The organism is Streptomyces chromofuscus, from assembly GCF_015160875.1.
Taxonomy (GTDB): Bacteria; Actinomycetota; Actinomycetes; order Streptomycetales; family Streptomycetaceae; genus Streptomyces; species Streptomyces chromofuscus.
Genome location: NZ_CP063374.1, coordinates 2,021,612 through 2,043,934, shown reverse-complemented (window position 1 = coordinate 2,043,934; position 22,323 = coordinate 2,021,612). Strand labels below are relative to the sequence as shown.

The 22,323-nt window shown below is 71.8% G+C and carries 21 protein-coding genes and 1 pseudogene; 13 read left to right on the top strand and 9 right to left on the bottom strand.

Annotated features, from left to right (window positions below; genetic code table 11):
* The first annotated feature begins 206 nt into the window (after positions 1 to 206).
* From IPT68_RS09200 to IPT68_RS09190, 3 genes are all read left to right on the top strand, one after another.
* Positions 207 to 1,067: a helix-turn-helix domain-containing protein gene (locus IPT68_RS09200; protein WP_189698887.1), complete on the top strand. Its 861-nt coding sequence runs from the start codon at positions 207 to 209 to the stop codon at positions 1,065 to 1,067.
* Positions 1,068 to 1,343: a DUF397 domain-containing protein gene (locus IPT68_RS09195; protein WP_189698886.1), complete on the top strand. Its 276-nt coding sequence runs from the start codon at positions 1,068 to 1,070 to the stop codon at positions 1,341 to 1,343.
* A 111-nt stretch (positions 1,344 to 1,454) separates the two neighbouring features.
* Positions 1,455 to 2,243 carry an SAM-dependent methyltransferase gene (locus IPT68_RS09190; protein ID WP_228040328.1) on the top strand — a complete coding sequence of 263 codons (789 nt, stop codon included), beginning with the start codon at positions 1,455 to 1,457 and terminating at the stop codon, positions 2,241 to 2,243.
* 156 nt (positions 2,244 to 2,399) lie between these two features.
* On the opposite strand, the gene pdxR is transcribed toward IPT68_RS09190, so the two are convergent.
* Positions 2,400 to 3,824, bottom strand: coding sequence for a MocR-like pyridoxine biosynthesis transcription factor PdxR (gene pdxR / locus IPT68_RS09185; RefSeq protein WP_189698884.1), 1,425 nt, complete (start codon positions 3,822 to 3,824; stop codon positions 2,400 to 2,402).
* A gap of 136 nt (positions 3,825 to 3,960) precedes the next feature.
* Here pdxR and IPT68_RS09180 point away from each other — a divergent pair, with 136 nt between their 5' ends.
* Positions 3,961 to 4,524, top strand: coding sequence for a carboxymuconolactone decarboxylase family protein (locus IPT68_RS09180; protein WP_189698985.1), 564 nt, complete (start codon positions 3,961 to 3,963; stop codon positions 4,522 to 4,524).
* Between the two features lie 171 nt (positions 4,525 to 4,695).
* On the opposite strand, the gene IPT68_RS09175 is transcribed toward IPT68_RS09180, so the two are convergent.
* From IPT68_RS09175 to IPT68_RS09165, 3 genes are all read right to left on the bottom strand, one after another.
* Entirely contained in the window at positions 4,696 to 6,183 is a 1,488-nt protein-coding gene (locus tag IPT68_RS09175; protein WP_189698883.1) for a glutamate synthase subunit beta, read from the bottom strand.
* A gap of 107 nt (positions 6,184 to 6,290) precedes the next feature.
* The gene (locus IPT68_RS09170) at positions 6,291 to 6,770 is read right to left on the bottom strand and encodes an anthrone oxygenase family protein (RefSeq protein ID WP_189698882.1); all 480 of its coding nucleotides are present in this window, start codon (positions 6,768 to 6,770) and stop codon (positions 6,291 to 6,293) included.
* Positions 6,771 to 7,066: 296 nt separating this feature from the next.
* Positions 7,067 to 7,801 carry a DUF2293 domain-containing protein gene (locus tag IPT68_RS09165; protein WP_189698881.1) on the bottom strand — a complete coding sequence of 245 codons (735 nt, stop codon included), beginning with the start codon at positions 7,799 to 7,801 and terminating at the stop codon, positions 7,067 to 7,069.
* A gap of 100 nt (positions 7,802 to 7,901) precedes the next feature.
* Between IPT68_RS09165 and IPT68_RS09160 the strand changes: the two genes are divergently transcribed.
* The 3 genes from IPT68_RS09160 to IPT68_RS09150 all read left to right on the top strand — a co-directional run bounded on the left by IPT68_RS09160 (position 7,902) and on the right by IPT68_RS09150 (position 9,609).
* Positions 7,902 to 8,534 (top strand): nucleoside/nucleotide kinase family protein, encoded by a 633-nt coding sequence (locus IPT68_RS09160; protein ID WP_189698880.1) that lies wholly within the window; start codon positions 7,902 to 7,904, stop codon positions 8,532 to 8,534.
* Between the two features lie 108 nt (positions 8,535 to 8,642).
* Positions 8,643 to 9,071 (top strand): PPOX class F420-dependent oxidoreductase, encoded by a 429-nt coding sequence (locus IPT68_RS09155; protein ID WP_189698879.1) that lies wholly within the window; start codon positions 8,643 to 8,645, stop codon positions 9,069 to 9,071.
* Between the two features lie 109 nt (positions 9,072 to 9,180).
* Positions 9,181 to 9,609, top strand: a complete 429-nt coding sequence (locus IPT68_RS09150; protein ID WP_189698878.1) for a CBS domain-containing protein — start codon at positions 9,181 to 9,183, stop codon at positions 9,607 to 9,609.
* A gap of 30 nt (positions 9,610 to 9,639) precedes the next feature.
* On the opposite strand, the gene IPT68_RS09145 is transcribed toward IPT68_RS09150, so the two are convergent.
* Complete coding sequence (locus IPT68_RS09145) at positions 9,640 to 10,767, bottom strand: magnesium and cobalt transport protein CorA (RefSeq protein ID WP_189698877.1); 1,128 nt, start codon at positions 10,765 to 10,767, stop codon at positions 9,640 to 9,642.
* A gap of 286 nt (positions 10,768 to 11,053) precedes the next feature.
* On the opposite strand from IPT68_RS09145, the gene IPT68_RS09140 reads away from it, so the two are divergent.
* The gene (locus IPT68_RS09140) at positions 11,054 to 11,845 is read left to right on the top strand and encodes a class I SAM-dependent methyltransferase (RefSeq protein WP_189698984.1); all 792 of its coding nucleotides are present in this window, start codon (positions 11,054 to 11,056) and stop codon (positions 11,843 to 11,845) included.
* A 110-nt stretch (positions 11,846 to 11,955) separates the two neighbouring features.
* On the opposite strand, the gene IPT68_RS09135 is transcribed toward IPT68_RS09140, so the two are convergent.
* Both IPT68_RS09135 and IPT68_RS09130 read right to left on the bottom strand, forming a co-directional pair.
* Positions 11,956 to 12,936, bottom strand: a complete 981-nt coding sequence (locus tag IPT68_RS09135) for a carbohydrate kinase family protein (RefSeq protein WP_189698876.1) — start codon at positions 12,934 to 12,936, stop codon at positions 11,956 to 11,958.
* On the bottom strand, positions 12,933 to 13,841 hold the full coding sequence (locus IPT68_RS09130) for a pseudouridine-5'-phosphate glycosidase (RefSeq protein ID WP_189698875.1): 909 nt from the start codon (positions 13,839 to 13,841) through the stop codon (positions 12,933 to 12,935). Before IPT68_RS09130 ends, IPT68_RS09135 begins: the two co-directional genes overlap by 4 nt.
* Before the next feature lie 98 nt (positions 13,842 to 13,939).
* Between IPT68_RS09130 and IPT68_RS09125 the strand changes: the two genes are divergently transcribed.
* On the top strand, positions 13,940 to 14,368 hold the full coding sequence (locus tag IPT68_RS09125; RefSeq protein WP_189698874.1) for a VOC family protein: 429 nt from the start codon (positions 13,940 to 13,942) through the stop codon (positions 14,366 to 14,368).
* A 208-nt stretch (positions 14,369 to 14,576) separates the two neighbouring features.
* On the opposite strand, the gene IPT68_RS09120 is transcribed toward IPT68_RS09125, so the two are convergent.
* The gene (locus IPT68_RS09120; protein ID WP_189698873.1) at positions 14,577 to 15,131 is read right to left on the bottom strand and encodes a methylated-DNA--[protein]-cysteine S-methyltransferase; all 555 of its coding nucleotides are present in this window, start codon (positions 15,129 to 15,131) and stop codon (positions 14,577 to 14,579) included.
* A gap of 56 nt (positions 15,132 to 15,187) precedes the next feature.
* A pseudogene (locus tag IPT68_RS09115) lies at positions 15,188 to 15,561 on the bottom strand (glycerophosphodiester phosphodiesterase family protein).
* A gap of 278 nt (positions 15,562 to 15,839) precedes the next feature.
* Here IPT68_RS09115 and IPT68_RS09110 point away from each other — a divergent pair.
* The 4 genes from IPT68_RS09110 to IPT68_RS09095 all read left to right on the top strand — a co-directional run bounded on the left by IPT68_RS09110 (position 15,840) and on the right by IPT68_RS09095 (position 22,116).
* Positions 15,840 to 16,706 carry an MHYT domain-containing protein gene (locus IPT68_RS09110; protein ID WP_189698872.1) on the top strand — a complete coding sequence of 289 codons (867 nt, stop codon included), beginning with the start codon at positions 15,840 to 15,842 and terminating at the stop codon, positions 16,704 to 16,706.
* Between the two features lie 445 nt (positions 16,707 to 17,151).
* Positions 17,152 to 19,302 (top strand): excinuclease ABC subunit UvrB, encoded by a 2,151-nt coding sequence (gene uvrB, locus IPT68_RS09105; protein WP_189698871.1) that lies wholly within the window; start codon positions 17,152 to 17,154, stop codon positions 19,300 to 19,302.
* Positions 19,303 to 19,463: 161 nt separating this feature from the next.
* Positions 19,464 to 20,042, top strand: coding sequence for a TerD family protein (locus tag IPT68_RS09100; RefSeq protein WP_189698870.1), 579 nt, complete (start codon positions 19,464 to 19,466; stop codon positions 20,040 to 20,042).
* 58 nt (positions 20,043 to 20,100) lie between these two features.
* Entirely contained in the window at positions 20,101 to 22,116 is a 2,016-nt protein-coding gene (locus IPT68_RS09095; protein ID WP_189698869.1) for a TerD family protein, read from the top strand.
* The last annotated feature ends 207 nt before the right edge of the window (positions 22,117 to 22,323 follow it).

Below are 22,323 nucleotides of genomic sequence, written 5' to 3'. Positions count from 1 at the left end.
TGCAGAGTGCTGTGTGACGTAGTGGATGGTCATGGCACACTGCTCGCAACAGCATGTGATGCGGCGCCAGTTGAGGTCCCGAGGTCGGCCACGACCTTCGAATGGACCTTCGAATGGCGCCGCTGGGCTGTTGGGAATCGCACACGATTCGTACGGGATCCGGGTGAATCGCGCAGCTGTCAGGACTTCGAGAGCGGAGGTGGAGTGTGAGCGAGCCGAGGTCGGCACCTACGGTCGGTCAGGTCGTCCTCGGGCGGCGCCTGCTCGACCTGCGTGAACGCGCCGGCCTCAAGCGTGAGGAAGCGGCTCGCGTGCTGCGCGTCGCGCCCGCCACCATCCGCCGTATGGAGACGGCCGAGGTCGCCCTCAAGATCCCGTACCTCCAACTGCTGCTGAAGGCCTACGGCGTCCCCGACGACGAGACCGACGCCTTCGTCGAACTGGCCGAGGAGGCCAACAAGCCCGGCTGGTGGCAGCGGTTCCACGACGTCCTGCCTGGCTGGTTCTCGATGTACGTCAGCCTGGAGGGCGCCGCATCCCTCATCCGCAGCTACGAACCGCACTTCGTGCCCGGACTCCTGCAGACCGAGGACTACGCGCGCGGCGTCCTGAGATCGGGGGCCGTCGGCCAGACCTGGCCCGAGGACATCGAGCGCTACGTCGCACTGCGCATGCAACGCCAGGAACTGCTCACCCGTCAGGACGCGCCCCGGGTGTGGGCCGTGATGGACGAGACCGTGCTGCGCCGCCCGGTCGGCGGCCCGGAGGTGATGCGTGCCCAGATCGAGAAGCTGCTCGACGCCACGAAGCTGCCCCATGTGACCTTGCAGGTCGTCCCGTTCGCCACGGGTCCGCACCCCGGCACGTACGGGCCCTTCGTGCTGTTCCGATTCGCCGTGCCCGAACTTCCGGACATGGTCTACAGCGAGTACCTGACCGGCGCCGTCTACCTGGACGCGCGCGTCGAGGTGGCGACCCACCTCGAGGTCATGGACCGCATGGCGGCGCAGGCCGCTACGGCACATCGCACGAAGGAGATCCTCGAGGATCTCCGCAAGGAGCTGTGAATGGATCGCATCACGTCCCAGCCCAGGCCGCGGGTCCGCACCGAGCGGATCTACAACGGCATGCCCGCCCGCGAACTGGGCAGCGAGGGCTGGCACAAGCCGTGGAGCGGCGGCAACGGGGGCAACTGCCTGGAGGCGATGAAGCTCGCCGACGGCCGTATCGCGGTCCGGCAGTCCACCGACCCGGACGGGCCGGCGCTGATCTACACCTCCGACGAGATGACGGCGTTCATCGAGGGCGCGAAGGCGGGGCAGGCCGACTTCCTGCTGTCCTGATGGACTTTGGCTTGTTGGTGTCCTCACCTGCTCTTTGTTTGTGGCTCAACTTCTCTATCGTGGTGCTGAATTGATCACTTCACCTCACGTCCGATGCATACGGAGTGCCTCATGACCGGGATCGACACCAGCAAGCCCCATCCCGCGCGGATGTACGACTGGTACCTCGGCGGTAAGGACAACTATCCCGTCGACGAGGAGATGGGCCGGCAGATGCTGGCCCTCGATCCGCGCGTGCCGGTGATGGCCCGGGTCAACCGCGCCTTCATGCACCGGGCCACGCGCTGGCTCGCCGGGAACGGCGTACGGCAGTTCCTGGACATCGGCACCGGCATCCCGACCGAGCCCAACCTGCACCAGGTCGCGCAGGCCGTCGCACCGGACGCGCGCGTGGTCTACTGCGACAACGACCCGATCGTGCTCGCCCACGCGGCGGCCCTGCTGCGCGGCACGCCCGAGGGCGTGACCGAGTACCTCCAGGCGGACGTGCGGGAACCGGCCGCCATCATCGAGGGGGCCCGGAAGACCCTCGACTTCGGCCGGCCCGTGGCGCTCTCCCTCGTCGCGCTGCTGCACTTCGTCCCCGACGAGGACGGCGCGCACGAACTGGTCGCGGACCTGCTGTCCGAACTCCCCTCCGGCAGCTACCTGATGATGACCCACGCCACCGCCGATTTCACGCCGGAGGAGTCCGCCGCCGCCACCGACAAGCTCAGGGCCGCGGGGGTCACGCTCGCGCTGCGCTCGCGGGAGGAGTTCGCCCGCTTCTTCGCCGGACTGGAACTGGTCGAGCCCGGCGTCGTGGTGGTGCCCGAGTGGCATCCGGAGCTGGGGGAGCCGGTGCCGGGGCAGGACGACGGGGTGATTCCCGGGTACGCGGCGGTGGGGCGCAAGGCCTAAGCGTTGCCTCTTGCGCGCACGCCCCGCGCTTCCACCCGCGCACACGCCCCATGCTTCCACCCGCGCACACGCCCCATGCTTTCGCCCGCGCACACGCCCCGCGCTTGTGCCGGGCGTCCCAGCCCCGCGCTTGCGCCGGGCTGGGACGCCGGGCGTTCACGGAGGCGGCAGTACGCCGCACAGTGCCTCCAGTGCCGCCGCGTACGCGTGGTCCGAGGGGGTCGCATAGCCGACGACCAGGCCGTCCGGTGCGGTCATGTCGGTCCGCGGGTGCCGGAACGCGGCGAGGCCGTCGAGGGCGACGCCCTGCCGGGCGGCGGCCTCGACCGTGGAGCGTTCGGTGCCGGGCGGCAGCCGCAGCACCGCGTGCAGGCCGGCCGCGATGCCGGTGACCTCGACGTGCGGGGCCTGCTCGTCGAGCGTGGCCACGAGTCGGTCCCGGCGGCTCCGGTACCGCTGCCGCATGCGCCGCACATGACGGTCGTACGACCCCTTGGCGACGAAGTCGGCGAGGCAGAGCTGGTCCAGGACGCTCGTCCAGCCCTCACGCTCGCCCTTGGCCGCGAGGACGCCGTCGACGTGGCGCTCCGGCAACACCATCCAGCCCAGGCGCAGGGCCGGTGACAGGCTCTTGCTGACCGACCCGATGTGGATCACGCGCTCGGGGTCGAGGCCCTGCAGGGCACCGACGGGCTTGCGGTCGTAGCGGAACTCGCCGTCGTAGTCGTCCTCCAGGATCACGGCCCCCCGCGCGCGTGCCCAGTCGACGACGGCGGCGCGGCGCGTGGCGTGCAGCGGGCCGCCGGTGGGGAACTGGTGGGCGGGGGTGAGCAGGACGGCCCGCTCGCGCGCCAGCAGGTCGACGCGCGCGCCGTCCTCGTCCAGCGGGAGCGGGACCGTGCGGACACCGGCCGCGGCCAGCAGCTCGCGGTGGAAGTCGAGGCCGTAGGCCTCCGTCGCCAGCGGGCCGCGCAGGACGCCGCCCCCGAAGAGCAACCGGACGGCGTGCGCGAAGCCGGAGCAGATCACGATCCGGCCGGGCTCGGTGCGGACACCACGCGCGCGTGCCAGGTATTCGGTGAGGGCCTCGCGCAGTTCTGGGCGGCCCCCGGAGTCGCCAGGGCCGAAGGCCTCACTGGGCGCCTGCTGGAGCGCCCGCCGGTAGGAGGCGAGCCAGGCCGCGCGCGGGAACGCGGACGCGTCCGGGGTGCCCTGCCGGAGGTCGTGCCGGGGGCCACGCGCGCGTGCGGGCGTCTTCTTTGCCACCCGGGCGCTGCCCTCGAAGGGCTCGGCGCGCTCGGCGACGCGGGTGCCCGACCCCTGACGAGCGGTCAGCCAGCCCTCCGCGACGAGTTCCGCGTAGGCGTCGGCGACCGTGTTGCGGGCTACACCTAGATCCGCGGCGAGCGAGCGGTACGGGGGCAGGCGGGTGCCCGGAGCCAGCCGGCCGCTGCGCACCGCGTCCCGCAGCGCCCGGATGAGGGTGGCGCGGCGGCCGTCCGGACCGTCCAGCTCCAGGTGCAGGTCGGCGCCGATGTGCCGAGCCGGGTCGACCCATGAATTGACCCATGAATCCGCCATGGAAATGCACCCTACATCCGGTCTTTGGGGCCGTAGGTTGAGTGACATGACGACGAAGACGACGCACGCGATGAAAGCGACTGACGCGGCGAACGCGGTGCAGGCGGTGAACGAGGTGAACGCCGCGGTGAAGGGGATGGACGAGACGACCGCGTTGGACGCGACGAACACGCCGCGCGCGGTGATCGCGGCGCCTGTGGCCCCCGCCCCCACCGCCGCGGACGCCATCGCCGCCGCCGACGCCCAGCGGACCCGGCTCGACTTCGCCAAGTCCGCTCCGAAGGCCTTTCGCGCCCTCATCGGCTTCGACGCGGCGGCTCGCGAGGGCCTCGACCCGGCGCTCGTCGAGTTGATCCAGATCCGCGCCTCGCACCTCAACCACTGCGCGTACTGCCTGCACATGCACACCAACGACGCCCGCAAGGCCGGTGAGAGCGAGGACCGGCTGCACCTGGTCGCCCTCTGGGGCGAGGCCCGCCACTTCTACACACCGAAGGAACAGGCCGCGCTGGCCCTCACGGAGGCCCTGACCCTGGTCGCCGACGCCGGCGTTCCCGACGACGTCTACGCGGAGGCCGCGGCGCACTTCGAGGACCGGGAACTGGCCCAGGTCATCGGCCTGATCTGCACGATCAACACGTGGAACCGGGTGGCGCTCGCCACGGCGAAGGTCGCGGGGAAGGACGAACGCCGCCGCTGACGGGTACGCGGGAGGGGCGTGACGGTGGCGCCGGTGGCCGGATGCCGGTGGCCGGGGCCGAGGGGGCCGATTTCACGGGCCGTCGGTGGCCGGGGGCCGGGGCGCCGATTTCCCGTGCCGCCGGTGATCGGGGGCCGGCGGTGCCGATCCGTCGGGCCGCCGGTCGCGTCCTCACACCACCATCGGCCGGTCGTACGGCCCGATGGGTGCCGGGAGCGCCGAACTTCCCGTCAGGTGGCGGTCGACCGCCGCCGCCACCGCCCGCCCCTCCGCGATCGCCCACACGATGAGCGACTGACCCCGCGCCGCGTCCCCCGCGGCGAACACGCCGGGGACGTTCGTCGCGAACCCGGCGTCCCGCGTGATCGTGCCGCGGGGATCCAGCTCCAGCCCCAGCTGGTCGATGAGACCGTCCTCCCGGTCCGGTCCGGAGAAGCCGAGCGCGAGCAGCACCAGGTCGACGGGCAGGGTGCGCTCGGTACCGGACACCGGCTGCCGCCGCGCGTCCACTTCCACGAGGTGCAGGGACCGCACATGCCCCTCCCCGTCCCCCGTGAAGCGGAGCGTCGACGCCGCGAACAACCGCGCGTCCGCGTCCGCCGCCGGCGCGGTCTCCAGATCGCGCGCCTCCTCGTGCGCCGCCGAGAGCCGGTAGATCTTGGGGTAGGTCGGCCAGGGCTCCGCGTCGTCGTCCCGCTCGGCGTCCGGCTGCGCGTAGATGTCCAGCTGCGTCACCGACGCCGCACCTTGGCGTATCGCCGTCCCCAGACAGTCCGCTCCCGTGTCCCCGCCCCCGACGATCACCACGTGTTTCCCGGCCGCGGACAGCGGCGAGACCTCAAGGTCCCCCTCACACACCCGATTGGCCAGCGGCAGATACTCCATCGCCTGATGAACACCGGCCAGCTCCCGCCCCGGCACGACCAGTTCACGCCAGGCGGTCGCCCCGGTCGCGATCACCACGGCGTCGTACCGCGACCGCAGGTCCGCCGCCCCGATGTCCCGCCCGACCGCCGTCGACGTACGGAACTTGGTCCCCTCGGCCCGCATCTGATCCAGCCGCCGCTCCAGATGGTGCTTCTCCATCTTGAACTCGGGGATCCCGTACCGCATCAGCCCGCCGAGCCGGTCGTCCTTCTCGTACACCGCGACGGTGTGCCCCGCCCGCGTCAACTGCTGCGCCGCCGCCAGCCCCGTGGGCCCCGAACCGATCACCGCGACCGTCCGCCCGCTCAGCCGCTCCGGCGGACTCGGCGGCGTGAAGCCCTCCTCCCAGGCCCGGTCGGCGATCGCGCACTCGACGTTCTTGATGGTGACCGCCGGCTGGTTGATGGCGAGCACGCACCCCGCCTCGCACGGCGCCGGGCACAGCCGCCCCGTGAACTCGGGGAAGTTGTTCGTCGCGTGCAGCCGGTCGCTCGCCGTCCGCCAGTCGTCCCGGGAGACCAGGTCGTTCCACTCCGGGATGAGATTGCCCAGCGGACAGGCATGGTGGCAGAACGGTATGCCGCAGTCCATGCAGCGGTCCGCCTGCTGGTTGATGATGGGCAGCAGCGCCCCGGGGACGTAGACCTCGTTCCAGTCCCGAGCCCGCTCCTCGACCGGCCGGCGGGGCCAGTCCTGGCGGGGGGTGGTCATGAAACCCTTGGGGTCGGCCATGGCCGGATTTCCTTGCATGGGGGTACGACGGGCCGTACGTCATCGGCGGCACCCTTTCGGCCACGATACGTCCCCTCGGCCACCTGCGCAGAGCCCCTCCGGGCTGCTCACACCAGGGCCAGCACGTACGCCACCACCGCGCCGGCCGCCGCGACCGTCCGGACATGGTTCCACGCCGTCCACCCGCGCACGTACGTCGGCCAGTACGCGGACGCCTCCGCGGTGCCCGCCTCCACCCTGACCAGCGCGTTGTTGCGCGGCACGTTCGCGAGCACGGTCACCCCGAAGCACCCGAACAGATACAGCGCGCTGCCCACCAGCAGCTCCACCGCCCCCTGCTCCGGCCACAGCACGAACGTCACGACGCTGATCACCGCGCACAGCAGCGTCGACCCCAGGAACACGACCATGAAGGCCGGCCGCACCGCCGTCACATTGATCGCCTTCATCGCGGCGACGCCCTGCGCGGGCGGCAGCGCGGCGAGTGCCTGCATGACGAACGTCGAGAAGGCACAGAACACCCCGGCCACCAGCCCGGCCCCGACCAGCCCCACGACCGTCAGCACGAAGTACGGCCCGTCGATCACGCCACCCACTCCCTCCACGTCGTGCCGGGTCCCCGCCCAGCACGTCCGTCGTCCGAACCCGCCCTCAGTGAATCCCGGCCGGCCGACCCGAACCATCTCCGAGCGCCGCAGCCCCATACGCGAGCGTCCAGGCAGACGTCCCCACCACGCATCCCGCCCACAGCGGCTCCCTGGTATGCCATGTGCCCACGGCCGACGGTCCGGTCACGGCCGCGCGCACGGCCGACAACTCCCGCGGCCGACAACTCCGGCACGCCTCCCGCCCACGGCCTCTCGCCCGGCGCAGTTCCGCCATGTCACCCGGCGGAGTCGAGCCCCTCCGCCCGCCACTCCCGCAGCACCGTCTGCACGGCCGCCGCGATCCTGCGCCGCGCCTCGTACCGGGGCACCCCACTCATCAGCAGCTGGTCGTACGGCGTGTCCATGTGCCGCACCGCCGCCACGACCGCCGACGTCACCGCCCCCTCCGTGAGCGCCCGTCCGGCCGCCGTCCGCCCCACGCGCCCACTGCCCCGCAGGGACGCGTACGCCGAGATCGCCCGCGCCCGCTCCGGTGGGCACCCGGGAAACAGCCGCCAGATCTCCGCCGCGAACGCCTCCGCGAACCGCGCGTCCTCCGCCGCCCTGCGCCGCGCGTCCCGCGCCCGGCGCCGCCGCCTTGCCTCCGCGTCGGCCAGGCACCGCTCCTCGGCCCGGGCGAGCCCCACCTCCTCGACGAGGACGCCCTGCCGTTCGTAACGGCTCTTGCGACGGTTGAAGCGCACGACGACCACCGACAGGGAACTCTCCTCCCGTGCCCTGCGCGTCAGCGCCGTGTCGCCGCGCGGCAGGAACACCAGGTGCCCGAGGTCGGCACAGTGCAGGCACCGCGGAACCCCGTCCTCCATGACGAGCAGCGACAGCGGCCCGCGACGGCACTTGGCGCAGCGCTTCTTCTTCAGTGACTGGATGACGACGGGAGCGGCACGGGAGCCGTCGAGGGGTCTGATCTCGCCCCCGCCGGGGGACGGGGGAGTCACACGCACTGCCATGTCCGCTTCCTTCCCACGGCCCGCCGACCCCCACGCCCCCGACCCGGCACCGCACCCCGGTCAAGCGCCCCACCGCCCTCGCATCCGCAATCATGGTCGTGTGCGACTCGAAGCGATCACCTGGGACCGGCTCGTCGACCGTCTCGTCGAACGCCTGCTCGAGCTGAAGCCGGCTGACGGCAGCCCGTGGCCGCGCATCGCCTTCGACGGCGCCCCGGCGGCCGCCCCGGGCGACCTCGCCGCACGCGTCCACGAGGCCCTGCGCGTACGCGGCCGCCCTTCGCTCGCCGTCGCTACGGACGGCTTCCTGCGCCCGGCTTCCGTCCGCCTCGAGCACGGCCATCAGGACGTTGACGCCTATTACGACGGCTGGCTCGACACCGGTGCCCTGTGGCGCGAGGTGTTCGGCCCCCTCGAACCCGGCGGCGACGGGCGCGTCCTTCCCGACCTGCTGGACCCGGTCACCGACCGCGCCACCCGCAGCCCGTACGTCCAACTGCCGCCCGGCGGGTTGCTGTTGCTCCACGGCCCCCTCCTGCTGCGTCACTGGTTCCCCTTCGACCTGACCGTTCATCTGCTCCTCTCCCCGGGCGCCCTGCGCCGGCGCACCCCGGAAGCGGACCACTGGACCCTCCCCGCCTTCGGGCGCTACCAGGACGAGACCGACCCCGCCGGCACCGCCGACGTCCTCGTACGCGCGGACGACCCGCGCCGCCCGGCGTGGAGCGGCTGACCGGAGCGCCGCCCGGCATGGATCGGCCGACCGGAGCACCGGCCGGACTCCGGACCGAGACCGCCATGTCCGTCCTTTTATATGCGCGCGCATGTAGGCTCCGTCGGTATGACGGCTTCGACCACCTCGGCGGCGTCCACGTCCCCCGTTCCCCTCGACGACCAGGTCCGCGCCCTCCTCGACGGCGGGAACTTCGCCGGCGTCGCCACCATCGGCCCCGACGGCGCCCCGCAGAACTCGGTGGTCTGGATCAAACGCGAGGGCGACACCGTCCTTTTCTCCTCGACCGAGGGCCGCCAGAAGGTGCGCAACCTCCGCCGCGACCCCCGCGTCAGCCTCTCCGTCTTCGACCTCGCCAACCCCTACACCTCGGTCGAGATCCGTGGCACCGCCGAGATCCTCCCCGACGAGCACAAGCGGCTCCCGTACGAGCTCTCGCACAAGTACCTCGGCGTCGACCCGCCCGCCGAGAAGGACGGCGAGGTCCGCGTCATCGTCCGCGTGGTGCCGAAGAAGATTGTCCGTTTCTCCGCCTGACCACCGCTGCCCCGGGTGCGTGCGCCGGTCGACCCGGCGAGAATGAAGGGCGCCGGGACTAGCGGTGCGTCCCGCGCCGCGCCGGCCGTCCGGCACCGGGAGGTACTCCATGACCACTGCCGGAGAGATCATGCACCGGGGTGCCCAGTGGATCCCCGCGCACGAGACCCTGGACCGCGCCGCCCAGCTGATGCGTGAGCTCAACGTCGGGGCGCTGCCCATCAGCGACGAGAACGAACGGCTTTGCGGCATCCTCACCGACCGCGACATCGTGGTCGGCTGTGTGGCCATGGGGCACGACCCCTCCAAGGTCACCGCGGGCGAGATGGCCCAGGGCACGCCGCGCTGGATCGACGCGAACGCCGATGTCGGCGAGGCGCTGCAGGAGATGAAGGATCACCAGATCCGTCGTCTGCCCGTCATCGAGAACAAGCGCCTGGTCGGCATGATCAGCGAGGCCGATCTCGCCCAGCATCTGTCGGAGGACCAGATCGCCTCCTGGGCGGAGCGGGTCTACGCCAGGAGCACGAGCCGCTGACCGTCGGCCCGCCTTGCCCGCACCGGGCGGTCAGAGCCAGCCGTTGCGCCGGAATCCGCGGTACAGGACCAGGCAGGCCACGGATATGACGCCGATGACCATGCCGTAGCCGTATTTCCAGTGCAGCTCGGGCATGTGATCGAAGTTCATCCCGTACATCCCGCAGACCATCGTGGGTACGGCGATGATCGCGGCCCAGGCCGTGATCTTCCGCATGTCCTCGTTCTGCGCGACCGTGACCTGGGCGAGGTGGGCCTGCAGGATGGAGTTGAGCAACTCGTCGAACCCGGCGATCTGTTCCGTCGCACGCATCAGGTGGTCCGACACGTCGCGGAAGTAGGCCTGTATCTCCGGCTCCACCACCCGCATCGGCCGGTCGGCGAGGTCCAGCAGCGGCCGGCTCAGCGGGACCACGGCCCGCTTGAGCTCGAGGAGTTCGCGCTTGAGCTGGTAGATGCGGCCGGGGTCGGCGCGGGCGCCGTGCTCCGCGAAGACGTCCGTCTCGACGTGCTCGATGTCCGCCTGCACCGCGTCGATCACGCTCAGATATTCGTCGACGACGTGGTCCGCGACCGCGTGCAGCACCGCGGACGGGCCCTTGGTGAGTTGGTCGGGGTCGGCCTCCAGTTCCTCACGCAGCGGCCCCAGTGAGCCGTGCCGGCCGTGCCGGACCGTGATGACGAAGTCCTGGCCGAGGAACACCATGATCTCGCCGGTGTTCACCACCTCGCTGGTTGCCGTCAGTTCCTCGTGCTCGACGTAGCAGACCGTCTTGAACACTGCGAACAGCGTCTCGCCGTACCGCTCGACCTTCGGGCGCTGGTGGGCCTCGATCGCGTCCTCGACCGCCAGCGGGTGCAGGTCGAACAGTTCGGCGATACCCGCGAACTCCAGGTCCGTCGGCTCGTGCAGGCCCAGCCAGACGAACCCCGCGCCGCCCTTGCGTACCTGCTCCACCATGTCGACGAGGTCTCCGCCGAGGGACAGCCGGGTCCCCTCCTCGTAGGCCACGCAGTTGACCACCGAGGAGCCCAGCGGGGACCGGGCGGGGTGGCTCAGGTCGACCCGTCGGCCCCGCCTGGCCAACCGTGCCACCTTGCGCAGGCCGCCGACCTTGCCGAGGGCCGTGACCTTCCGCAGATTCCCTGCCATGGACATCTGGATCTCCTTGCGTGGATCCTCTCGCCGCCGCGTTCCCGCGCCGTTCGGCCAGTGTGCCAGGACCGCGTGAGCAGCGGGTAAGCCTGTGGAAAGCCCTCGTTCCGCTTGGTTCCCGGTTGTGGACAAAGGGAGTTGCCCGCAGTCCCCCGCCTTGTCTCGGGCCCCGCGCCACTGCGGATCCCTGTGGCAGACCGTGCTGTGGACCGCACGTTCGTGGCGAATCCGTCGTACCGGAGCGTCAAGCCCTCCCGGCAAATAGGATAAGTGGAATGATTTCGTTATGATGCTCACCGGAAACAACGATCGGCTCGACAGCCACCAGTCGGGGACGGTCTCGTTCTCCGACACTCTCGCCACCCTCTTCGACCCCACGACCATCCGGCACTTCGAAGCCTTCGGCGTCGGGCCCGGCTGGCGATGCTGGGAAGTCGCGGGCGGCTCCGCCGTGGTGTCCTGGCTTGCCAGGAAGGTCGGAGTGACCGGCAAGGTCGTCGTGACCGACGCCGACGCCTCGTGGGCCTCCGTGCCGTCGCGCCCGCCGGTCGAGCGGCGCGTGCACGAGGTGGGTGCGCAGGAACCGCCGGGGGAAGGGTTCGACCTGGTGCATGCCCGAGTCGCCCTCCTCCATGTGCCGGACCGCGAACGGGCGTTGCGGTCGATGGCCAAGGCCCTGCGGCCCGGTGGCCGGCTCCTGGTCGAGGATGCCGACCTCACTTTGCAGCCCTTGATCTGCCCCGATGAGTACGGCCCCGAGCAACAGCTGGCGAACCGGCTGCGGCACGGTGTGCGCCGGGTCCTCGCCGGGCAGGGCGCCGACCTCGCCCAGGGCCGCCGGCTGCCGCGTCTGCTCCGTGAGACCGGCCTGCATCGCGTCGAGGCCGACGCGTACTTCCCCGTCACGGCGCCGGCCTGCGCCGCGCTGGAGGTCGCGACGATCCGTCAGGTACGTGCGGACCTCGTCGCCGAAGGGCTCGCGTCCGACCAGGACATCGACCAGCACCTGTCGAACATCGCGTGCGGCGCGATGGACCTGGCGGCCGCCCCGATGATTTCGGCGTGGGGACGCAAGAGTTAGACCTGGTCGGCCGTCGTTCGCGCTCAGCCGCGAGGCGTCTTCTTCGGTGGTCCAGCGGCGGCACGGGTGGGCGGTGAGTCGGCTGGCGGCGCCGGAGGGCGGCGCGCGGCTCAGTCGATGGCGGCCCTGCCCCCACCGGAGGCCGGAGCCGCGGGTGGTTTTCCGCCGCGAGCCGCGGGAGGTCTTCCGCCCACCTGCTCCACCGCTCGCGCCCCGGCCGCGCACCCTTCCACCGCCGCGGCCTCCGGTTCGGCGCCCGCGAGCAGGGCGGCGAGGAACGCGCCGGTGAAGGCGTCTCCGGCACCCGTGGTGTCCCGGGGCGTGGCCGGTACGGCGGGGACGCGGGCGCGAACGGTGCCGGAGCGGGCCACCAGCGCGCCGTCCGCGCCCTGCTTGGCCACCACCAGCGGGACGTGGCGGCTCAGCTTCGCCGCCGCGTCGGCCGCGTCCGGCAACCCCGTGAGCAGGCAGGCCTCGTCCCGGCTGGGCAGCAGAACCCGCACGCCGTCGACGGCCGCCAGGAAGCGGTCCACCCCGAGCTCCACGAGGAACCCGGCCGACGCCGGATCGAGGCTGACCGGCACCCCACGCGCGTGTGCCGAGGCCAGGGCCACCGGGACCAGCGCCCGGCCCGTTCCGGAGAAGAGCAGGTAGCCGGACAGGTGCAGCCAGGCGACGCCGTCGAGCAGCGCGTCCGACCAGTCCCCGGGGGCGAGCCGCAGCGAGGCGCCGCTGTCGGTGAGGAACGTCCGTTCGGCCGCGGCGCCCGTGTCCACCAGGCAGATCACCGTCCCGGTCGGCGCCTGCGGGTCGACCACCAGACGAGCCCGCACCCCCGCCGCGGTCAGCGCCCGCTCGTGCCACACCGCCGCGTCTGAGCCGACCCTCCCGAGCAGCCGTACGTCCGGGCATCCCCAATGCGCGGCCCAGCAGGCCACGTTGGCGCCCGCGCCGCCGGGCAGCGTCCGGATCGCGGCGGCCGTGTCGGTGCCCCCTGCCAGTGGCCCCCGGTGCCGGGCGACGACATCGGTCACCACGTCCCCGACGACCAGCAGTGCGCCGCTCGGCGCGCCGTCCCCCGACCCGCTCACACCGCGGCCCAGGCCGCCGCGATCCGCGCCGCCAGCCGGACGTTGCCACGCACCGCCGCCAGGTTGGCGCTCAGCGAGGCACCCTCGGTGTGCCGCACCAGGTAGTCCAGCAGGAACGGCGTGACGGCCTGCCCGGTGACGCCCTCCGCCTCGCACGCGTGCAGCGCGTCGGCCAGCACGCGCGCGTGCAGCTCGGGATCGAGTTGCTCCGCCTCCGGCACCGGATTGGCCACGATCAGCGCCGACTCCGGTCCGCCGAGCGCGTCCTGGGCCCGCATGACGTCGGCCACCTCACCCGGGCTGGAAAGCGTCCAGTCGACGGGGTGCCCGGAGTCCGACAGATAGAAGCCGGGGAAGTGGTCCGTGCCGTACCCGGCCACCGCCACGCCCAGCGTCTCCAGCCGTTGCAAGGTCGCCGGCACGTCAAGGATCGACTTCACGCCCGCGCACACCACCGTGATCCGGGCGCGGGCCAGCAGACCCAGGTCGGCCGACTCGTCCTGCGTCACCGTCCACTGCCGGTGCACCCCGCCGAGCCCGCCCGTCGCGAACACCCGCACGCCGGCCAGCGCCGCCAGCAGCGCCGTCGCGGACACCGTGGTCGCCCCGCTCGCCCCGGCGGCCACGGCGAGCGGCAGATCGCGGTGGCCGAGCTTGCGGATCCCGTCCTCGTTCGCGATCCGCTCCAGCTGCTCCTTGTCCAGGCCGACCCGGGGCCGCCCGTCCAGCACGGCGATCGTGGCCGGTACGGCGCCCTCCTGCCGTACCGCCTCCTCCAACTCCAGCGCCACCCGCAGATTGCGTGGACGCGGCAGTCCGTGCGCGATGATCGTGGACTCCAGCGCCACCACGGGCCGGCGCGAGTGGACCGCCTCCCGCACCTCTTCGGACACCACCAGCGTCACGCGCCTGCCTCCTGTCTGTCGGTCTTCCCTCATGCCTGGCGGGCGGCGAGTCCCGTCAAACCCTTGCGGCCCGTGCCGGACCACACCAGCCTGGGGGCATGACGGACAACACGACACGTCTCGACCACGTCGTCCTCTGGGTGCGCGACCCGGTCGCCGCCGCCGACTTCTACGAGAAGGCGGTCGGCCTTGAACCGGTCAGGCTCACCGAGTTCGCCGCGGGACAGGTGCCCTTCCCCTCGGCGCGCGTCAACGACGAGACGATCATCGATCTGATGCCCCTGACCATGGCGGAGCGCATGACGATGCTCACGGGTGCGGCGGACAGTTCCGGCCACCCCGTCAACCACGTCTGCCTCGCGCTGTCCGAGGACGACTTCGACGCCCTGCGCGCCCGCCTCCAGGAACGCTCGGTCCCCGTGACGGACATCGGCCACGACTCCTTCGGCGCCCGTGGCAACGCCCGGCGAAACTTCTACTTCCGCGACCCGGACGGCAACTTCTTCGAGGCGCGCCACTACGCGTGAGACGCGTCCGCGGGGGCCCGCACGGTGGGCCCCCGTCGGACTAGTGCCGCGGCAGGCAGCGTTCACCCCGTCCCGACGCCCGGCACGCCCTCTCGCCGCACCGGCCGGAAGCCCAAGTACATCATCCAGTACGAGGGCTTCCGGCCGGCACGTCGAGAGCACGCACCGGACGCCGCTCCTTGCCGGGCAAACGTTGCCTGCCGCGGCACTAGAAGAGCGGCTGGGGCAGCACGCCCTCCAGGGCCAGCAGCCGCCGCTTGGTCTCCAGACCGCCGCCGAATCCGCCGATGCCGCCGTCGCTCTCCACGACCCGGTGACAGGGCACGACCACGGGCAACGGGTTGGCGCCCATCGCCGTCCCCACCGCCTGGGCCGCGCCCGGCTGACCGACCCGGTCGGCCAGATCCCCGTACCCGACCACCGTGCCGTACGGCACGGTGGACGCCAGCTCGCGCAGCACCTGGCGATTGAAGCCGGAGATCAGCGACCAGTCCAGCGGCAGTGCGAAGTCGCGGCGCTCGCCCGCGAAGTACGCCCGGACCTGGCGTATCGCCTCGGCCAGCAAGGGGGACCCGGGTGCCTCGACCGGCTCGGCGCCCAGCCGGGTCCTCAGCCGGCCGAGGGCCCTGTCCCGCACCGGGTCCGTGGCGTGGAACACGACGTTGACCAGACCCTCGCCGGTCGCGGCCAGCAGCAGCGGACCGATGTCGCCGGCGACGACGGTCCACACGACCTGCTGCTCGTACTGCCCATGGCTGTCCATGAGCCCACGGTACGACCCGCCACTGACAACGCCCGCCCCGCGGCGGTGCCGGAACGTCACTGCCCGCCGAGCGCGTCCCGGACGACGTCGGGCTTGTTGGTGATCACGCTGTCGACGCCGTAGCCGGCGACCTTGCGGGCGGTCGCGGCGTCGTCGACGGTCCGGTGAAGACCTCCAGCGGCCTGCCGTGCGCCCCGCTGACGCCGTGGACGGCGGAGACGTAGCCGTTCTCGACCCACTGGATGCCCAGCTCGGCCGCCTTGCCGACGGCGGCCAGGGTGTTCTCGGGCGCGTAGGCGGAGGCGCCCCGGTGGGCGAGGACCACGGGAGGCCGGTCGCCGTCGGCAGCCCCGCTGCCCGAAGCGGGAAGCAGCAGGGCGACGCTTCCCAGGAGCGCGGTGGTCGTGGCGGCGGCTGCACGCGCGTGCATGCGTAACCTTCACCTCGAACCCGGCACGGACAGCCCCACCGTGACAGCGGACGGTCAACGCCGGAGGGGTACCGAATGGACACAGGTTGAATGGAGTCGCCGGGTACCGCTCACCGGTGCGGCACAAGTGGGGCAGAGGCGTGTTTCTTTGCCGGAAAGTCGTTCGACCATTCCGGTGCGAGTCATACTCTCTGCCTCAACCCTGACCGCTCGGGCGGTTCTGGGAGGGGGAGCATTGCAGTAATTCCGGGACGGACGGGGCGGAAGGGCAGCCGCGCATGCAGGGCACGGTCGAGGGATTCAGCTACGGCCTCGTCACACCGCTCGTGGCCTATGTCATGGCCTGCCTCGGCGGTGCCCTCGGCCTGCGCTGCACCACCAGAGCCCTGCTCGTGGGCGGCCCCGGGCGCCCCGGCTGGCTCGCCCTGGGGTCCATGGCGATCGCCTCCGGCGTATGGACCATGCACTTCATCGGGATGATGGGGTTCACGGTCCAGGAGGCGCCCATCCACTACGACAAGCCGATGACGTACGCCAGCCTGGGTGTCGCCGTCCTGATGGTGGGCGTCGGGATCTTCATCGTCGGCTATCGGGGCGCCTCCGGCACGGCCCTGTTCACCGGCGGCACGGTCACCGGCCTCGGCATCGCCTCCATGCACTACCTGGGCATGGCCGGCCTGCGGCTGGACGGAAAGCTGGAGTACAACACGGTCACCGTCGCCGCCTCCGTCCTCATCGCCATGGTCGCCGCCACCGCCGCGCTGTGGGCGGCCGGGCAGGTCAGAGGAGTCCTGTGGAGCGTGGGCGCCAGCCTCGTCATGGGACTCGCTGTCAGCGGAATGCACTACACCGGCATGGCGGCCGTCAAGGTCCATCTGCACGGCACCGCCGATCCCGCCACGGGCGACTCGCCCGCCGCCCTGCTCGCCCCCATGCTGATCGGCCCGCTCGCCCTGCTGTGCCTCGCGGGCGTCGTCGTCCTCTTCGACCCGCTCATGATCATGGGCAGGCCCGCCTCGCCCCGCCCCGAGCACAAGCCCGGAGTCCCGGCCCACGCGCCGCTGCCGCACCAGACCCGCCGACCCGCGCTCCGCACCCGCCGGCTCCCGGCCCGCAGCCGCTTCCGCACCCCGCAGAACCGCTGAGCCTCGCACCGGCCGCCACCCGTCCTCGGCCGCTTCCGCCCCCCCCGCAGAGCCGTTGAGCCCTCGCACCGGCCGCCACCCGTCCTCGGCCGCTTCCGCCCCCCCCCGCAGAGCCGTTGAGCCCTCGCACCGGCTGCCACCCGTCCTCGGCCGCTTCCGCACCCCGCAGAGCCGTTGAGCCTCGCACCGGCTGCCACCCGCCCTCCGCCGCTTCCGTACGCGAAGAACCGCAGAGGTGCCGCACCCCGTCGGCACCCGGCCTCAGCGGCTCCCGCGTCCCGCAGGACCGCTACGGCCCCGCACCCGTCGCAGCCCGCCCCGCGCGGAGCGGCTTCGGCGTCCCAGACTGCTGAGGCTCCGCACCCCACCCCCGGCCGCAGTCGTCCCGCCCCCCAGAACCGCTGATCGGAGCCCGTTGTCAGTGCGGGGTCGTACGGTTGATGGCATGCGGCCCGTTTCCCAGATCGAACGCACGGTGGCGCCCTTCGAGGTCGTCAGCCCCTACCAGCCGAACGGCGACCAGCCGACGGCCATCGCCGACCTCGCCCGGCGCATCGAAGCCGGGGAGAAGGACGTCGTGCTCCTCGGCGCCACCGGCACCGGCAAGTCCGCCACCACCGCGTGGATGATCGAGAAGCTCCAGCGCCCCACCCTGGTGATGGCGCCGAACAAGACACTGGCCGCCCAGCTGGCCAACGAGTTCCGCGAGCTGCTGCCGAACAACGCCGTCGAGTACTTCGTGTCGTACTACGACTACTACCAGCCCGAGGCGTACGTCCCGCAGTCGGACACCTACATCGAGAAGGACTCCTCGATCAACGAGGAGGTCGAGCGGCTGCGCCACTCGGCGACCAACTCCCTGCTCACCCGGCGCGACGTCGTGGTGGTCGCCTCCGTGTCCTGCATCTACGGCCTCGGCACACCGCAGGAGTACGTCGACCGCATGGTGCCGCTGCGCGTCGGCGAGGAGATCGACCGCGACCAGCTGCTGCGCCGCTTCGTCGACATCCAGTACACGCGCAACGACATGGCCTTCACCCGGGGCACCTTCCGGGTCCGCGGCGACACCATCGAGATCTTCCCGGTCTACGAGGAGCTCGCCGTCCGCATCGAGATGTTCGGCGACGAGATCGAGGCGCTGTCCACGCTCCATCCGGTCACGGGCGAGATCATCAGCGACGACGAGCACCTGTACGTCTTCCCGGCCTCCCACTACGTCGCGGGCCCCGAGCGCATGGAGCGGGCCGTCAACGACATCGAGAAGGAGCTGGGGGAGCGGCTCGCCGAGCTGGAGAAGCAGGGCAAGCTCCTGGAGGCCCAGCGGCTGCGGATGCGCACGACGTACGACATCGAGATGCTCCGCCAGATCGGCACCTGCTCCGGTGTGGAGAACTACTCGATGCACTTCGACGGCCGCCTGCCCGGCTCCGCGCCGAACACGCTGCTGGACTACTTCCCCGAGGACTTCCTGCTCGTCATCGACGAGTCGCACGTCACCGTGCCGCAGATCGGCGCCATGTACGAGGGCGACGCCTCCCGCAAGCGCACCCTCGTGGAGCACGGCTTCCGGCTGCCCTCGGCGCTGGACAACCGCCCGCTGAAGTGGGAGGAGTTCCAGGAGCGCATCGGCCAGACCGTCTATCTGTCGGCCACCCCCGGCCAGTACGAGCTGTCCCGCTCCGACGGCGTCGTCGAGCAGATCATCCGGCCCACCGGCCTGGTCGACCCGGAGGTCGTGGTCAAGCCCACCGAGGGCCAGATCGACGACCTGGTGCACGAGATCCGCACGCGCGTGGAGAAGGACGAGCGCGTCCTGGTCACCACGCTCACCAAGAAGATGGCCGAGGACCTCACCGACTACTTCCTGGAACTCGGCATCCAGGTCCGCTACCTGCACAGCGACGTCGACACCCTGCGCCGCGTCGAGCTGCTGCGCGAACTGCGGTCCGGCGAGTTCGACGTCCTGATCGGCATCAACCTCCTCAGGGAGGGGCTCGACCTGCCCGAGGTCTCGCTCGTCGCCATCCTCGACGCCGACAAGGAGGGCTTCCTGCGCTCCGGCACCTCGCTGATCCAGACCATCGGCCGCGCGGCGCGCAACGTCTCCGGCCAGGTCCACATGTACGCCGACAAGATCACCCCGGCGATGGAGAAGGCCATCGAGGAGACCAACCGCCGCCGGGAGAAGCAGATCGCGTACAACACGGCGAACGGCATCGACCCCCAGCCGCTGCGCAAGAAGATCAACGACATCGTCGCGCAGATCGCCCGCGAGGGCGTCGACACCGACCAGCTGCTCGGCTCGGGCTACCGCCAGTCCCGCAAGGACGGCCGCGGCACGAGGGCCCCGGTGCCCTCCCTGAAGGACCACGCGGTCAAGGACGCCAAGCCCGCCAAGCGCGCCAAGGGCAAGGCCAAGGAGACCGTGCCGACCGACCGGCCGGCCGCGGAACTGGCCGAGCAGATCGAGGAGCTGACGGAGCGCATGCGCGCCGCCGCCGCGGACCTTCAGTTCGAGATCGCGGCACGGCTGCGCGACGAGGTGTCCGAGATGAAGAAGGAACTGCGCCAGATGAAGGAGGCCGGCCTGGCGTGACGGACCCGGGGGGACCGCTGTGACCTTGCCGGGGCTGCGCTGTGTTGCAAGACCGACACAAAGTGCGGACCGGAGTACGCCGCTGTCAGTGCCCCTGCGTATGGTGCTCGTCATCCGCGACTCCGCGGCAACAGGGGAATGCTCGAGAGGGGAATCAGCGCGTGACCGTCAACATGACAAAGGGTCAGGCCATCAGTCTGCAGAAGAACGACGGAGGCAGCCTGACCGCGGTGCGCATGGGTCTCGGCTGGCAGGCGGCCCCGCGGCGCGGCCTGTTCGGCTCGCGCACCCGGGAGATCGACCTCGACGCCTCCGCCGTCCTGTTCGCGGACAAGCAGCCGGTGGACGTCGTCTTCTTCCGCCACCTGGTGAGCGACGACGGCTCGGTGCGCCACACCGGCGACAACCTGGTCGGCGGTGTCGGCCAGGGCGGCGACGACGAGGCGATCCTCGTCGACCTGCAGCGCCTGCCGGTCCACATCGACCAGATCGTCTTCACCGTGAACTCCTTCACGGGCCAGACCTTCCAGGAGGTGCAGAACGCCTTCTGCCGTCTCGTCGACGAGACCAACGGCCAGGAACTCGCCCGCTACACGCTCGCCGGCGGCGGCGCCTACACGGCCCAGATCATGGCGAAGGTGCACCGCGCCGGCAGCGGCTGGTCCATGACCGCCCTCGGCACCCCGGCCAACGGCCGCACCTTCCAGGACCTGATGCCGTCGATCCTGCCGCTGCTCTGAGACGGCGGGCGGGGCGAGCGGCACACGACGACAACAGCCACACAGGGGGATTGAGGCGATGACGGCCGAGCTGGTGCGGGGGCAGAACCACCCGCTCTCCCAGGCCCGCCTGGAAATCAGGGTCTCGGCCGGCAAGCCGATCGTGGCCGTGGCCACGATCGGCGACGAGGAGGGCAGGGTCCGGGACCCGGAGCGGGTGGCCCACCCGGGCGCACCCAACCTGCCCGGACTGGAGGTGCCCCGCCAGGCGGCCGCCGTCCACCGTCTCGCGGTGGACCTGGACGCCCTGCCGGACGCCGCGCACCGCGTGCATGTGCTGCTCGCCCTGCCCACCGGTGCCGGGGGGCCGGCCCGCTTCGGCGCCGTGGCCGCCCCGTTCGTGGCGGTCACCGGACTCGACGGCTCCGAGGTCGCCAGCTACACCGTCACCGGCCTGGAGAGCGAGACGGCCGTCGTCGCCCTGGAGCTGTACCGCCGCCAGGACGCCTGGAAGGTGCGCGCCGTCGGCCAGGGCTACGCCGGCGGCCTCGCCGAGCTCTTCGCCGACCAGGGCCTGCCCCAGGCCCACCAGCTCGCCGGCGCCATCAACGACGCGGTCGCCCAGGGCATGGCCCGCTCGGTGGCCGCGCCGCCTTCCCGCACGGCGGACGGGGCGGGCACCCGCCAGGCCGCACCCACCCTGAGCCCGGACCACGGCGGCTCCCCCTACGGCACACAGACCCCTCAGGGCGCCGCGACGGGACGTACGGGCTACCCCGGAGGACCCGCGCCCACGGAGCCCTCGGTCCCCACGGACCCCTCGCTCCCGACCGACTCCTCCGCCCTCACCCAGCCGTCCGCGCCCACCGCGGGCGGCCCGATCGACTACACCCACCCGCGCCGCCGGAACTCCGCACCGCCCCCGCCCCCGCCGACCGCGCCCCCCGCGACGCCCGGCCGGCCCAGCCGGCCCGTCGCCGGTGACGCGACCGGCTGGTCCATGGACGAGCGGCTCTACAACCAGGTATGGGGCATGTTCGAGGACCTGGCGCGTGCCACGGCCGCATACCGCAGCGCCGTCGACTTCGCCGAGTCGCGTATGGACAAGGAGCTGGAACAGGTCCTCTCCGACCCGCGCAGCCGGATCGGGGGACAGGCCGACGCCGCCCGCGAAGCGGCGCGCGCCCGGCACGCCCAGCTCGTCGACCAGGCCCGGCAGGCCCTCGACCGGGACGTCGCCCAGCTCACCGCCGAGGCCGACGTCGTCGAACCGGCGCTGCCGCCGGCGTACGCCCGCTGGGACAACCCCGTCTGGCACGGCTACCGCGTGCCGATGGAGATGCCCATGGCGCTGCGCCTGGGTGATCTGCACCTGCCGGAGTGTGCCGAGCTGCGGATACCGATGCTCATCCGGCTGCCGCTGGAGCGCGGTCTGTGGATCGACAGCGGACGCGCCGGATCGCCCGACGGCTCGTTCCACGACGCGCACGACCTGCGGCGCCTGGCCATGGAGGCGGCGGTGGCGCATGTGGCGCGGCTGCTCGCCGTCCATCCGGCGGGCGAGTTCACGGTGTACGTCATCGACCCGGCCGGTTCAGGAGCGCAGACGCTGGTCCCGCTGGTGCAGAGCGGTGTGCTCGCGGCTCCGCCCGCGATCGGTGCCGCGGGGGTGGCGGACGTCCTGGGCACGCTCACCCAGCGGGTCGACCTCGTGCAGATGGCGGTGCGAGGCGGTGCGGCCGACGCCCTCCCGCCGGGCTTCGACACCTCCCACCACCTGGTGGTGGTCAACGACTTCCCGCACGGCTTCGACGACCGGGCGGTGACGCAGCTGCGCTACCTGGCCGACGAGGGCCCGGCCGTCGGCGTCCACCTCATGATGGTCGCGGACCGGGAGGACGCCGCCGCCTACGGGCCGCTGCTCGACCCGCTGTGGCGTTCGCTGCTGCGACTGACTCCGGTGCCCGACGACCACCTCGCCGACCCGTGGGTGGGGCACGCCTGGACGTACGAGCCGTCGCTGGTGCCGCACGGCAGCCAGGTGCTCCAGCGGGTGCTCGACCAGGTCGCCGCAGCCCGCACCAAGCATCGGTAAAGGCCGTCTGACCTGTGGCTTTGGCTCCCTCTTTACCAAGGGCTTTACCTTTCCTTGGTGATTGCGGTACTCTTTTCGGCACGGAGGGGAGTACTCCCTGACTACTGCGGCGTCCCCGTCAATACGGATCAGGCCAGATCCCGGGGCGTCGGCCCGCTTATGGGTGGAAGAGACCTCCGGCAGCGACGACGCTGACTGATTGTTCGC

Bases quoted from the DNA above. Each gene is read 5' to 3' on its own strand.
- IPT68_RS09180 (WP_189698985.1), top strand. From the start codon at position 3,961: ATGGACGAGACGACCGCGTTGGACGCGACGAACACGCCGCGCGCGGTG.
- IPT68_RS09195 (WP_189698886.1), top strand. From the start codon at position 1,068: ATGGATCGCATCACGTCCCAGCCCAGGCCGCGGGTCCGCACCGAGCGG.
- IPT68_RS09140 (WP_189698984.1), top strand. From the start codon at position 11,054: ATGCTCACCGGAAACAACGATCGGCTCGACAGCCACCAGTCGGGGACG.
- IPT68_RS09165 (WP_189698881.1), bottom strand. From the start codon at position 7,801: ATGGCAGTGCGTGTGACTCCCCCGTCCCCCGGCGGGGGCGAGATCAGA.
- uvrB (WP_189698871.1), top strand. From the start codon at position 17,152: ATGCGGCCCGTTTCCCAGATCGAACGCACGGTGGCGCCCTTCGAGGTC.
- IPT68_RS09155 (WP_189698879.1), top strand. From the start codon at position 8,643: ATGACGGCTTCGACCACCTCGGCGGCGTCCACGTCCCCCGTTCCCCTC.
- pdxR (WP_189698884.1), bottom strand. From the start codon at position 3,824: ATGGCGGATTCATGGGTCAATTCATGGGTCGACCCGGCTCGGCACATC.
- IPT68_RS09110 (WP_189698872.1), top strand. From the start codon at position 15,840: ATGCAGGGCACGGTCGAGGGATTCAGCTACGGCCTCGTCACACCGCTC.
- IPT68_RS09095 (WP_189698869.1), top strand. From the start codon at position 20,101: ATGACGGCCGAGCTGGTGCGGGGGCAGAACCACCCGCTCTCCCAGGCC.
- IPT68_RS09145 (WP_189698877.1), bottom strand. From the start codon at position 10,767: ATGTCCATGGCAGGGAATCTGCGGAAGGTCACGGCCCTCGGCAAGGTC.
- IPT68_RS09150 (WP_189698878.1), top strand. From the start codon at position 9,181: ATGACCACTGCCGGAGAGATCATGCACCGGGGTGCCCAGTGGATCCCC.
- IPT68_RS09125 (WP_189698874.1), top strand. From the start codon at position 13,940: ATGACGGACAACACGACACGTCTCGACCACGTCGTCCTCTGGGTGCGC.
- IPT68_RS09175 (WP_189698883.1), bottom strand. From the start codon at position 6,183: ATGGCCGACCCCAAGGGTTTCATGACCACCCCCCGCCAGGACTGGCCC.
- IPT68_RS09120 (WP_189698873.1), bottom strand. From the start codon at position 15,131: ATGGACAGCCATGGGCAGTACGAGCAGCAGGTCGTGTGGACCGTCGTC.
- IPT68_RS09190 (WP_228040328.1), top strand. From the start codon at position 1,455: ATGACCGGGATCGACACCAGCAAGCCCCATCCCGCGCGGATGTACGAC.